The sequence below is a fragment of the Streptomyces sp. NPDC057271 genome, from assembly GCF_042668715.1.
GTDB lineage: Bacteria > Actinomycetota > Actinomycetes > Streptomycetales > Streptomycetaceae > Streptomyces.
Genome location: NZ_JBHUYJ010000091.1, coordinates 21,500 through 32,946, shown reverse-complemented (window position 1 = coordinate 32,946; position 11,447 = coordinate 21,500). Strand labels below are relative to the sequence as shown.

11 protein-coding genes are annotated in these 11,447 nt (G+C 73.9%); 9 read left to right on the top strand and 2 right to left on the bottom strand.

The window, feature by feature from the left end:
• Positions 1 to 116: 116 nt before the first annotated feature.
• Together ACFUJR_RS30515 and ACFUJR_RS30510 are read left to right on the top strand one after the other, a co-directional pair.
• Complete coding sequence (locus tag ACFUJR_RS30515) at positions 117 to 1,196, top strand: nitronate monooxygenase (RefSeq protein WP_383171769.1); 1,080 nt, start codon at positions 117 to 119, stop codon at positions 1,194 to 1,196.
• Complete coding sequence (locus ACFUJR_RS30510) at positions 1,193 to 1,936, top strand: 16S rRNA (uracil(1498)-N(3))-methyltransferase (RefSeq protein ID WP_383171767.1); 744 nt, start codon at positions 1,193 to 1,195, stop codon at positions 1,934 to 1,936. The genes ACFUJR_RS30515 and ACFUJR_RS30510 overlap by 4 nt, the downstream gene beginning before the upstream one ends.
• On the opposite strand, the gene ACFUJR_RS30505 is transcribed toward ACFUJR_RS30510, so the two are convergent.
• Positions 1,933 to 2,400 (bottom strand): hypothetical protein, encoded by a 468-nt coding sequence (locus ACFUJR_RS30505; RefSeq protein ID WP_383171765.1) that lies wholly within the window; start codon positions 2,398 to 2,400, stop codon positions 1,933 to 1,935. The genes ACFUJR_RS30510 and ACFUJR_RS30505 overlap by 4 nt on opposite strands.
• A 94-nt stretch (positions 2,401 to 2,494) precedes the next feature.
• Between ACFUJR_RS30505 and ACFUJR_RS30500 the strand changes: the two genes are divergently transcribed.
• Genes ACFUJR_RS30500 through ACFUJR_RS30475 form a run of 6 tightly spaced genes read left to right on the top strand, consistent with a single transcriptional unit; the run spans position 2,495 to position 8,473 of the window.
• Entirely contained in the window at positions 2,495 to 3,979 is a 1,485-nt protein-coding gene (locus ACFUJR_RS30500) for a tetratricopeptide repeat protein (RefSeq protein WP_383171763.1), read from the top strand.
• Positions 3,976 to 5,061 carry a tetratricopeptide repeat protein gene (locus ACFUJR_RS30495; RefSeq protein ID WP_383171761.1) on the top strand — a complete coding sequence of 362 codons (1,086 nt, stop codon included), beginning with the start codon at positions 3,976 to 3,978 and terminating at the stop codon, positions 5,059 to 5,061. Before ACFUJR_RS30500 ends, ACFUJR_RS30495 begins: the two co-directional genes overlap by 4 nt.
• Complete coding sequence (locus tag ACFUJR_RS30490; protein ID WP_383171759.1) at positions 5,061 to 6,149, top strand: tetratricopeptide repeat protein; 1,089 nt, start codon at positions 5,061 to 5,063, stop codon at positions 6,147 to 6,149. The genes ACFUJR_RS30495 and ACFUJR_RS30490 overlap by 1 nt, the downstream gene beginning before the upstream one ends.
• Before the next feature lie 55 nt (positions 6,150 to 6,204).
• Entirely contained in the window at positions 6,205 to 6,564 is a 360-nt protein-coding gene (locus tag ACFUJR_RS30485; RefSeq protein WP_383171757.1) for a histidine triad nucleotide-binding protein, read from the top strand.
• Between the two features lie 3 nt (positions 6,565 to 6,567).
• Positions 6,568 to 7,470, top strand: a complete 903-nt coding sequence (locus ACFUJR_RS30480; RefSeq protein ID WP_383171755.1) for a ribonuclease Z — start codon at positions 6,568 to 6,570, stop codon at positions 7,468 to 7,470.
• A 4-nt stretch (positions 7,471 to 7,474) separates the two neighbouring features.
• On the top strand, positions 7,475 to 8,473 hold the full coding sequence (locus tag ACFUJR_RS30475) for an adenosine deaminase (RefSeq protein ID WP_383171753.1): 999 nt from the start codon (positions 7,475 to 7,477) through the stop codon (positions 8,471 to 8,473).
• Between the two features lie 236 nt (positions 8,474 to 8,709).
• Here ACFUJR_RS30475 and ACFUJR_RS30470 read toward each other — a convergent pair whose 3' ends face one another.
• Positions 8,710 to 10,056, bottom strand: coding sequence for an MFS transporter (locus ACFUJR_RS30470; protein WP_383171751.1), 1,347 nt, complete (start codon positions 10,054 to 10,056; stop codon positions 8,710 to 8,712).
• A gap of 259 nt (positions 10,057 to 10,315) precedes the next feature.
• Here ACFUJR_RS30470 and ACFUJR_RS30465 point away from each other — a divergent pair, with 259 nt between their 5' ends.
• Entirely contained in the window at positions 10,316 to 11,431 is a 1,116-nt protein-coding gene (locus ACFUJR_RS30465) for a PfkB family carbohydrate kinase (protein WP_383171749.1), read from the top strand.
• The last annotated feature ends 16 nt before the right edge of the window (positions 11,432 to 11,447 follow it).

The following is an 11,447-nucleotide window of genomic DNA, read 5'->3' as shown; positions in this document are numbered from 1 at the left end:
GTGGGAGGGGGTGGGGACCTTGCCCCCACGCGGTTGTTGTGTTGTTTTTTTTTCGGGGGGGGGGGCCCCCCCCCCCCCCCCCCCCCCCCCCCCCTTCCGTATGACACGATGCCTGCATGTCCACCGCGCTGAACGATCTCTCCCGATACCCGATCGTGCAGGCCCCCATGGCGGGTGGCGCGTCCTGCCCGGAGCTCGTCGGAGCCGTGTGCGCCGCCGGCGGGCTGGGGTTCCTCGCCGGGGGGTACAAGACCGCCGACGGGCTGTACCGGGAGATCAAGCAGGTGCGCGGGCTGACCGGGGGGCCCTTCGGCGTCAACCTCTTCATGCCGCCCGGCGGGCAGCCCGCCGACCCGGCCGCCGTCGAGGTGTACCGGCACCAGCTCGCCGGGGAGGTCACCTGGTACGAGACGGCCCTCGGCGACCCAGACAACGGGCGCGACGACGCGTACGACGCCAAGCTCGCGATCCTGCTCGAAGACCCGGTCCCCGTGGTCTCGTTCACCTTCGGCTGCCCCGACCGGGACACGTTCGACGCCTTCGCCCGTGCCGGTACGTACACGATCGTCACCGTCACCTCCGCCGACGAGGCCCAGGCGGCCCAGCGTGCCGGGGCCGACGCCGTCTGCGTGCAGGGCGTGGAGGCCGGAGGGCACCAGGGCACGCACCGCGACGACCCGGACGCCGCGCTCGCGGGGACCGGGCTCCTCACGCTCGTCACCCAGGTGCGGGAGGCCGTGCAGCTGCCGATCGTCGCGGCCGGCGGGATCATGCGCGGCGCGCAGATCGCCGCGGTCCTCGCCGCCGGTGCCGACGCCGCCCAGCTCGGCACCGCGTTCCTCGTGTGCCCCGAGTCGGGCGCGCACGCGCTGCACAAGCAGGCCCTGACCAACCCCCTCTTCGTCCGCACCGAGCTGACCCGGGCCTTCTCCGGCCGTCCGGCCCGCGGGCTCGTCAACCGCTTCATGCGCGAGCACGGACCGTACGCCCCCGCCGCCTATCCCGAGGTCCACCACCTCACCGCCCCCGTCCGCAAGGCCGCCGTCACCGCGGGCGACGCGCAGGGCATGGCCCTGTGGGCCGGCCAGGGGCACCGGCTGGCCCGCGAACTCCCCGCGGGCCGGCTCGTGGAGGTGCTGGCCGCCGAACTCGACACCGCACTCACCGCGCAGGCCCACAGGAGCAACGCCTCATGACCGCACCCGTCTTCGTCGTCGAGGCCGTCCCCGGCAACGGCCCCTTCCTCCTCGACGGCCCCGAGGGCCGTCACGCCGTCTCCGTGAAGCGGCTGCGCGCCGGTGAGGACGTCGTCCTCACCGACGGGCGGGGTACCTGGGCCGAATGCGTGGTACTCGGCGCCGAGGGCAAGGACCAGCTGACCGTCCAGGTCTCCGGCAGGTACGAGGAGGCCGCGCCCGCGCCCCGTATCACCGTCGTCCAGGCACTGCCCAAGGGCGACCGGGGCGAACTGGCCGTCGAGATCATGACGGAGACCGGGGTCGACGCGATCGTGCCGTGGGCCGCGTCCCGCTGCATCACCCAGTGGAAGGGCGACCGCGGGCTCAAGGCCCTCGCCAAGTGGCGGGCCACCGCGCGCGAGGCCGGCAAGCAGTCCCGTCGTACGCGCTTCCCCGAGGTCACCGACGCGATGACCACCAAGCAGGTCGCGGCGCTCCTCGCGGGCGCCGACCTCGCCGCCGTGCTGCACGAGGACCGGGACCACCCGAGCGGCGCGCTCGCCGACGCCGAACTGCCCGCCGAGGGTGAGATCGTGCTCGTCGTCGGACCCGAAGGGGGCGTGGCCCCGGAGGAGTTGGCCGTCTTCGAGGCGGCGGGTGCGAAGCCGTACCGACTGGGCCGCAGCGTGCTCCGCACCTCCACCGCCGGTACGGCGGCCACGGCGCTGCTCCTCGGCCGCACGGGCCGCTGGAGCTAGGGCCTGTCCTTCGGAGCGCGCGAGCAGGGGACCACCCCATGCCGCCGCTCCCTGATCCGGCCTGATCCGTCGGACAGGCCCTCATCGGCCACGTTCGCCCGCTCCTGGCGGCCCGCCGTCACCAGCGCGTCGAAGAGGGGCCAGCCGTCCGTCTCGTGCAGGCCGTGGGCCGTCGGGAGGAGGGCGCGCGCCGTGGCCTCGTCGAGGAAACGGCGTACCACCCCGGGCTCGTTGAGGTTGAGGTGGCCGTCCCCGGTGTCCGCGACCTGGCCCGCGCCCATGTACCCGCCCCGCGTCACACGGCCCGGGCCCTCCTGGAAGACCAGGCGCAGTTGGGCGTGCGGGGTGTCGGCGCGGCGCAGCGTCAGCAGTTCCCGGCAGGGCGGGTGCAGGTGCCCGACCGACCAGAGCCAGACCGTCCCGTCCACCGTCAGCCTGCGCGGTACGCGTTCTCGTCGCCCCATGCGCCCACGGTAGGCGGGCAACCCGGTGGTGCGGCAACCGGGATTCAGGGAACCCGGTGGGCGCGTGGGGCGGGCCGGTTCATAGGGTGACCGCATGTCCGACGAGTCTCCTCTGATCCGTAGTCTGCGCGCCGCGGTCGCCGCCGCGCCCGAAGACGTGCCCCTGCGGCTCCACTTCGCCGAACTGCTCCTCGCCGAGGGGCGCGGCGACGAGGCCGTCACCGAGGCCGCCGTCGCGCTCCAGCGCGCGCCGGGTGACGAGGCGGCGCGTGCGCTGATGCTCCGCGCGATGGGCCTGCCCGCCGCGCCCGCTTCGGCCCCGGCTACCGCATCGGCCCCGGAGGGCCCCGCGGCCCCGGCAGGCCCCGGGGGTCCCGCTGCCCCGGCAGCCCCTCCGGCCGCTGCGGCCCCTCCGGTCGCCGCCGCCCCGGTGGCCCCGGTGACTCCGGCAGGCGCCGCAGCCCCCGAGGACCCCGCAGCCCCCGCAGCCCCCGCTGCCCCCGCCGCCCCCGCCGCCCCTGCGGCCGATGCCGCCCCCGGCCGGTCTTCCTCCTTCGACTGGGACGCGGCCGAGCAGGAGGTCGGGGACCTCGTCGGGCCGCGGTTCGTCGAGAGCGCGAGCGGTGGCGCCACCGGCGGTGACCTGGAGCAGCCGCTCACCTCCGACGGCGGCGGAGACCCCGGGGACGCCTCGGCCTGGGACGTCGACGCCCCCGGCTCCGTACGCCTCGCCGACGTCGGCGGCATGCAGGAGGTCAAGGACCGCCTGGAGGCCGCCTTCCTCGCCCCCATGCGCAACCCCGAACTCCGCAAGCTGTACGGCAAGTCCCTGCGCGGCGGCCTGCTCCTCTACGGGCCGCCCGGCTGCGGCAAGACCTTCATCGCCCGCGCCGTCGCCGGCGAACTCGGCGCGAGCTTCATGTCGATCTCGCTCTCCGACATCCTCGACATGTACATCGGCACGTCCGAGAAGAACGTCCACGACATCTTCGAGACCGCCCGCGCCCAGGCCCCCTGTGTCGTCTTCCTCGACGAGCTGGACGCCCTCGGCGCCAAGCGCTCCCGTACCCACCACAGCGGGCTGCGCAACGTCGTCAACCAGCTCCTCACCGAGCTCGACGGCGTCGACGGGGCCGAGAACGAGGGCGTCTTCGTCCTCGCCGCCACCAACGTCCCCTGGGACGTGGACCTCGCGCTGCGCCGCCCCGGCCGCCTCGACCGGACCCTGCTCGTGCTGCCGCCCGACGCTCCGGCCCGCGAGGCGATCCTCCGCTACCACCTGCGCGAGCGCCCCATCGAGTCGGTCGACCTCGGCAAGCTCGTCAGGGTCACCGAGGACTTCTCCGGCGCCGACCTCGCCCATCTCTGCGAGACGGCCGCCGAGTCCGCCCTCCTCGACTCCGCCCGCACCGGAACCGTACGCATGATCAACATGAAGGACCTGCTGGGTGCGGCGAAGCAGCTCAAGCCGTCGAGCGAGTCCTGGTTCGCCTCCGCCCGCAACGTGGCGATGTTCGCCAACGACGGCGGGATGTACGACGACCTGGTCGCCTATCTGAAGAAGAAGCGGAAGCTGTGAGCGTGAAGCACCCGCAGTTCGAACAGGCTGAACTGCTGTACGGCATGGGCCGGTACGGCGAGAGCCGGGAACGGGTCGCCCGGTGCATCGCCGAGGCACCCGACGACCACCACGCCCTGGTGCTGCTCGCGCGCTGCCTCATCGCCGAGGAGCGGCCCGCCGAGGGCCTCGCCGCCGCCGACGCGGCGCTGACCCACGCACCCGACTTCGCCTACGGGCACTACATCCGCGGCGTCGCGCTGCGCCGGGCGGGGCGGCCCCACGACGCCGAGGAGGCGATGCGGGAGACCATCCGTCTCGACCCGCACTACTGGGCGCCGCGTGCCGTGCGCGCCGAGCTGATGCCCTTCGTGAGAGACCGGTTCCCCGGAGGCGACGCGGCGGCGGTCGTCGAAGGGCTCGCGGAGGCACAGGAGGCCGTCCGGCTCGGACCGGACGAGCCCCGCGCGTGGGAGGCCCTGTACAAGCTCGCACTCTTCAACCGGCGCCCCGACCTCGCCGACGAGGCCGTCCGGCAGCTGCTGCGCATCGATCCCACCAACACCCTCGCCGTGACGATGGCCACCGAGGACGAGGCCGCCAAGCCCGGCACCTCCGTCGCGCAGGCCGCCGACCTGTACGCCGGCGGTCTCGCCGCCGCCCCCGACTCCAACTGGCTGCGCAGGGACCTCGACAGGGCCGTCTACCGGATGCTGCGGGGGACCCGCTGGCTCGCGCTGCTCTGCCTGGTCATGGCGGGTGTCACCCTCGACATCTTCCCGACGGACGGCGAGGAGCCGAAGGAACTCCCCGTCGACCTCGGCACCCGGCTCTGGGCGCTCGCGCTGATGGCGGCGGTGTGGGGCTTCGGCGCCCTGCGCCGCTACCGGCGGATGCGCACCGGCGCCCAGCTCACCGTACGCGCGCTCGTGCGGCGGCTGTTCTGGCCCCGGGTCGTCCTCGCGCAGGCCACCCTCGCGACGCTCTGCGCCCTGGTGATGCTCCTCGCGCCGTGGACCGACCGCACGATCCCCCAGGTCCTGTTCTGGGTGGGACTCGTACCGAACCTGCTCAGCATCACCCATGACCGGAACAAGGTCTGATGAACCCCACCCTGGACAGGGCCGATGCCCTCTTCGACGTGGGACGGTACGAGCAGGCCGCCGCCCTCGCGGCGCAGCATCTGGCCACCGACCCGCAGGACGCCGCCGCGCTGGTCCTGCTGGCCCGCTGCCGGCACCGGCTGGGCCGCGAAGAGGAGGCCTTCGATTCGGTCGAGGCGGCCCTGCTCGCCGAACCGGACTCGCTGCCGGCCTGGCTGATGCGCACCCATGTACTGCTCGCGCTGAAGCAGTACGAGGAGGCGGAACGGTCCGCCCGGTATGCCGTCGAACTCGCGCCGCAGTACTGGGGCAGCCACTACGCCCTCGGCACCGTCCTCGACCGGTCCGTCCGCGTCGAGCGCCGGCGCGAGGCGTACGAAGCGGCCCGGACCGCCGTCGCGCTCGCCCCCGAGGAGAGCGACGCGCACTTCCTCGTCGGCCTCACCGCCCAGCGCACCGGCAACCACCGCGTCGCCCGGCAGGCCTACGAGACGGCGCTGCGCCTCGATCCGGAGAGCAGCGAGGCGCACAACAACCTCTCCCTGCTGCATCTGCGCCGCCGCTGGTTCCGCCCGGGGGCGTGGACGAAGGCCGCCGAGGGCTTCGTCGAGTCGGCGGCGCTTGACATACACGACCGCCAGGCCCGCTACAACCTGGAGACCATGGCCTGGGGCACCGCCGCGGGAGCCCGCTGGGTGGCCCTGGCAGGCTTCCTCGCCACCGCCTTCGGCACCGCGCCGCTCCGCACCGGCGGGTCGGGGGGCGACGCCCTGGTTCCCTACCTGATCGGCGCGGTCCTCCTCGTCGGCGGCTGGGCGGGCTGGGCGCTGTGGATCACCCGGCGCGTACCGCCGCGGCTGCGCCGCCCGCTGCTCCTCGTGGCGCGAAGCAGCCGGCCCGTGCTCGCCATGGCGATCGCCGTCGGACTGCTCGGGCTCCACTCGGCGGTGTCGACGGCCATGGTGACGCTCGACGCGTCCGTCGTCGGTGGACTCGGCTATCCGCTGTTCTGGATCCTGATCATCACCTACTGGGTCAGTCGCTCCGCCCTGCGGCGTCGCGCCCCCGGACCCGAGCGCGGTCGGTGACGCGGCCGATACGATGCCGGAGTATCTGATCTTCCGAGGCGAGGAGGCCCGGGCCATGGCCGGAGAGCCGCAGAGCGACTGCCTGTTCTGCAAGATCGCGGACGGGGAGGTTCCGGCGACGATCGTGCGCGAGACGGAGACCACCCTCGCCTTCCGGGACATCAACCCGCAGGCGCCGACGCACGTCCTCGTCATCCCGCGCGTCCACTACCCCGACGCCGCCAGCCTCGCCGCCGCCGCGCCGGCCATCGCCGCGGACGTGCTGCGCGAGGCCGGCGAGATCGCCGCGCAGGAGAAGGTCGACGGCACCGGCTTCCGCATCATCTTCAACACCGGGGCCGGCGCGGGCCAGACCGTCTTCCACGCCCACGCGCACGTCCTCGGCGGCCGCGGCCTCAACTGGCCCCCCGGATAAGACGTGTCCGTACGTGAACTCGTCGTGCTCGGGACCGCCAGCCAGGTCCCGACCCGGCACCGCAACCACAACGGCTATCTGCTGCGCTGGGACGGCCAGGGCATCCTGTTCGATCCCGGCGAGGGCACCCAGCGCCAGATGCTCCGGGCCGGGGTCGCCGCGCACGACATCGACCGGATCTGCGTCACGCACTTCCACGGCGACCACTCGCTCGGTCTGGCCGGGGTGATCCAGCGGATCAACCTCGACCAGGTCCCGCACCCGGTCGCCGCGCACTATCCGGCGAGCGGGCAGCGGTTCTTCGAGCGGCTGCGGTACGCGACGGCCTACCGCGAGACGGTGAAGCTGACGGAGGCCCCGGTGGCCGCCGACGGGCCCCTCGCGGTGACCGACTCGTACACCCTCGACGCGTACCTGCTCTCGCACCCGATGGAGTCGTACGGCTACCGGATCACGGAGCCCGACGGGCGCCGCATCCTGCCCGAGCGGCTCGCCGCGCACGGCATCAAGGGCCCGGACGTCGGCCGGATCCAGCGCGAGGGCGTCCTGGACGGCGTGACGCTGGACGAGGTCAGCGAGGTCCGGCGCGGGCAGCGGTTCGCGTTCGTCATGGACACCCGGCTCTGTGACGGCGTGCACGCGCTCGCCGAGGGCGCCGACATGCTCGTCATCGAGTCGACCTTCCTCGACGAGGACGTCCGGCTCGCCACCGACCACGGCCATCTGACGGCCGGACAGGCCGCCGCCGTCGCGCGCGAGGCGGGGGTGCGGCACCTCGTCCTGACCCACTTCTCGCAGCGGTACGGCGATCCCGCCGAGTTCGAACGGCAGGCGCGCGCGGCCGGGTTCGACGGCGAGCTGAGCATCGCCCAGGACCTCATGAGGGTCCCCCTACCGAAAAGATAGATGCATGCCCCTCCCCAAGGCCGAACTCCACCTCCACATCGAAGGCACCCTCGAACCCGAGCTGGCGTTCGCGCTCGCCGCGCGCAACGGCGTCACCCTGCCGTACGCGGACACCGAGGAGCTGCGCAAGGCGTACCTCTTCAGCGATCTGCAGTCCTTCCTCGACCTGTACTACGGGCTGATGGCCGTGCTCCACACGGCCGAGGACTTCACCGAGCTGGCCGACGCGTATCTGGCGCGGGCCGCGGCGCAGGGGGTGCGGCACGCCGAGATCTTCTTCGACCCACAGGCGCACACCGCTCGCGGGATCCCGATCGGCACCGTGATCGAGGGCCTGGCCCGCGCGCTCGACGGGGCTGAGGAGCGGCACGGTGTCTCGACGCGGTTGATCATGTGCTTCCTGCGAGACGAGTCCGCGGAGTCGGCGATGGCGACGCTGGAGGCCGCGCGGCCGTATCTGCACCGGATCACGGGCGTCGGCCTGGACTCGGCGGAGGTGGGCCATCCGCCGTCGAAGTTCCGCGAGGTGTTCGCGGCTGCGGAGGCGCTCGGTCTGCGCAAGGTCGCCCACGCGGGCGAGGAGGGCCCGCCGGCGTACATCCGGGAGGCGCTGGACGTCCTCGGCGTGGAGCGGATCGACCACGGTCTGCGCTGCATGGAGGACCCGGAGCTGGTGTCACGCCTCGTGCGGGAGCGGGTGCCGCTCACGCTCTGCCCGCTGTCGAACGTACGCCTGCGGGCGATCGACGTCCTGGAGGACCACCCCCTGGCCTCGATGCTGGGCGCGGGTCTGATGGCTACGGTCAACTCGGACGACCCGGCGTACTTCGGCGGCTACGTGGGCGACACGTTCGACGCGGTGCGGGGTGCGCTGGGGCTGGACCGGGAGCAGCTGCGGACGCTCGCCCGCAACTCCTTCGAGGCGTCGTTCCTGGACGACGACGAGGACCGCAGGGCGCGGTACGTGGCCGAGGTCGAGGCGTACGACTTCGACGCGGAGTGAGGCGTACGGGGTGAGGCGTACAGGGTGAGGCCTGCGGAGTGAGGCCTGCGGCCTGGAACGGAGGCGCGCCGGGCGACGGCCCCGCGCCCGCCCGGCCGCGTCCCACGAGGCGGAAGGCGTGGCTCTGGCCGACGCCGCGGTGACAGTCCCGGCCATGGGCGGACGGCCGCGCCGTTCGCCCGGCTCCAGTCCGCGACGGACCCGCGGGAGCGGGTCGGGCGGGTCCCACCGTGGGTCTAACCGCGGTCGCCCGGGCGGGCCAGACGGAAGGACCGGCGGTCTGCGCGGCGGCGGGCGGGGACCGGGATCTCGGTGACCTCCTGCTCGGGCGCGCCCATCTGCGGCACCGGGCCCGTCGCGGCGGTCGTCGTGCCCGCGAGCACCGCCGCCGGGGCGCCGCCGCGACGGCGCACGGAGCCGGGGACCAGCGGGCGGCCGGAGGTGTGCAGTGCGACCGCCGTCATCGGGACCGCGACCAGCAGGAGCAGGACGCACAGGACCAGGCCCATGCCCGGGTATCCGGCCTGCTCGGACAGGACGCTGCCGGTGACCGGGCCGCAGGCCGCGCCCAGGGCGGACGCCGAGCCCACCAGCACGGCCCAGCGGCCGCGCGGGTCCAGGGATGCGGCGAGACCGAGCAGATACGACAGGACCACCGGGTAGAGGATGTTCCAGAGGATCTCGCCGGTCGCGAAGGCGGCCAGGTTCTCCGCACGCGAGCTGACCAGTACGCACCCGGCGATGATCGCCGTGCCCGCCCCGACCGGCGCGGCCCGGCCGATCCGCGAGCCGAGCGCCCCCGCGGCGGTGACGCCGGCGAGCCCGGCCCCCAGCGCCACCGCGAAGACGGCGCCGACGGTCACCTCGCTCAGCCCGGCCTGGGTGAGTCCGATCCGGCCGCTCACACCCCACAGGGCGTTCTGCGCCATGGACCAGCACAGGATCGCCCCGGCGAGGACGAGACCGGAGCGCCGGTGGGGGAGCGGGGATCCCCCGCCCCGGCCCGGCCCCGGGGCCGGGCGTCCCGCCCCTCCCGCCAGGCCGCCCATGCCGCCCGCCAGGCCGCGCGTCAGCGGCCAGACCAGCGCCGCCGCCATGGCGATGGACGCGAACGCCAGCGCGTGGCCGCCGCCGAGGTGGGGGAGTGAGAGATAGAGCGCGCCGGCCGTCGCCGAGACCGAGAGCAGGCCGAGCGTCGAGGCCCGGTGCGGGTCCCGCTGGGCCGCGATACCCGACGCGGCCACCGCCAGGGTCGTACCGGAGCCGAAGCCGCCCACCACCGCGCCGCCGACCACCTGCGGAACGCTCGTGGTCAGCGCCGCCGAGCCGTAGCCGACGATCATGGCGAGGAGGCCGATGCGGGCCGCCCGGCGCGGGCCGAGCCGTTCCACGCGCGCGGCCAGCGTGAAGCCGGCCGAGGCGGAGGAGAGAAGCAGCACCGAGCCGACCAGGCCCGCCTGGGCCGGGGTGAGGCCGAGCCCGGCGGAGAGTCTGCCGACGACGGTCGGGAGCAGGTAGGGAGCGAGATAACCGACCGTGAACAGGGCGACAAGGGGCCCCAGGGCACGCGGGCGCGACGACATGGGTGTTCCAGGGAACGGGGAGGTAGAGGAGGGGCGCCCGGTGTTGCACGGGTTCGCGGGACATATCTATCAAGCGGGCGGGGCTCGCAGAAGCCCGAAAGGGAGGGAAACCCCGCATTCAGGGTGTGATCTGGGTCACTATGGGTTTGGGGTCTGATTCCCCGGGTAGGCGCGCCCGTTTTTTCATCTCGCCGCACCCGTCACTCGGGCCCCGTCGGGCACACTTGACCTGATCCGCACCACGTTCGGGGAGCCTGCCGTGACCACAGCAAGGGGAGACCAGCAACGCGACGCGGGAGTCGACCCGTTGGTGCGTCTGCGCGAGCCCACCGACCCCGCCTGTGACGTCTTCCTCACCGGCACGGTCTTCCTCGACATCATCTTCACCGGCCTCGACTGCGCACCCGTGCGCGGCACCGAGTCCTGGGCCAGGGGTATGGGCTCCAGCCCCGGCGGCGTCGCCAACATGGCCACCGCCCTCGCCCGCCTCGGCCTGCGCACCTCGCTCGCCGCCGCCTTCGGGGACGACCACTACGGCGAGTACTGCTGGGACGCCCTGGAGCAGGGCGAGGGCATCGACCTCTCGCTCTCCCGCACCGTGCCCGGCTGGCACTCCCCGGTCACCGTCTCCATGGCGTACGAGGGCGAGCGCACGATGGTCTCCCACGGTCACGAGGCCCCGCCCCTGGACGGCGCCCTGCCCGCCTACCCGCCGCACGCCCGGGCCGCCGTCGCCTCGCTCGCACCGGGCCGCGAGGAGGAGTGGGTCGCCCAGGCCGCGCGGGGCGGCGCGCGGGTCTTCGCCGACGTCGGCTGGGACGATACCGGCCGCTGGGACCTCAACGGCCTGACCGACCTGGAGCACTGCGAGGCCTTCCTGCCCAACGCCCAGGAGGCCATGCGCTACACCCGCACCGACTGCCCGAGGGCCGCCGCCCGCGCGCTCGCCGACAAGGTCCGCTACGCCGTGGTCACCCTCGGCGCGGAGGGCGCGTACGCGGTCGACGGCGCCACCGGCGAGACCGCGGAGGTGCCGGCCATCGAGGTCTCCGCCCTCGACCCGACCGGCGCCGGCGACGTCTTCGTCGCAGGTTTCGTCACCGGCACGCTCGCGGACTGGCCCCTCGCCGACCGGCTGGCCTTCGCCGGGCTGATCGCCGCGCTCTCCGTCCAGGAGTTCGGCGGCTCGCTCTCCGCGCCCGGCTGGGGGGAGGTCGCCACCTGGTGGGAGCACGTCCAGGAGCACGCCTGTCAGGACCCGGAGGCCCTGCGTGACCGGTACGCCTTCCTGGAGCGGCTGCTCCCTGCCGCGACCCGGCCCTGGCCCCTGCGCCGCGCGGTCCCGACGATCGGGTTCAGAGCGGCCCACCCGTAAAAGCCTTCGGCCATGT

What these genes read in the sequence shown, in the direction of transcription:
- ACFUJR_RS30475 (WP_383171753.1), top strand. Translation starts at nt 7,475, where the DNA reads ATGCCCCTCCCCAAGGCCGAACTCCACCTCCACATCGAAGGCACCCTC.
- ACFUJR_RS30510 (WP_383171767.1), top strand. Translation starts at nt 1,193, where the DNA reads ATGACCGCACCCGTCTTCGTCGTCGAGGCCGTCCCCGGCAACGGCCCC.
- ACFUJR_RS30515 (WP_383171769.1), top strand. Translation starts at nt 117, where the DNA reads ATGTCCACCGCGCTGAACGATCTCTCCCGATACCCGATCGTGCAGGCC.
- ACFUJR_RS30490 (WP_383171759.1), top strand. Translation starts at nt 5,061, where the DNA reads ATGAACCCCACCCTGGACAGGGCCGATGCCCTCTTCGACGTGGGACGG.
- ACFUJR_RS30505 (WP_383171765.1), bottom strand. Translation starts at nt 2,400, where the DNA reads ATGGGGCGACGAGAACGCGTACCGCGCAGGCTGACGGTGGACGGGACG.
- ACFUJR_RS30470 (WP_383171751.1), bottom strand. Translation starts at nt 10,056, where the DNA reads ATGTCGTCGCGCCCGCGTGCCCTGGGGCCCCTTGTCGCCCTGTTCACG.
- ACFUJR_RS30500 (WP_383171763.1), top strand. Translation starts at nt 2,495, where the DNA reads ATGTCCGACGAGTCTCCTCTGATCCGTAGTCTGCGCGCCGCGGTCGCC.
- ACFUJR_RS30485 (WP_383171757.1), top strand. Translation starts at nt 6,205, where the DNA reads ATGGCCGGAGAGCCGCAGAGCGACTGCCTGTTCTGCAAGATCGCGGAC.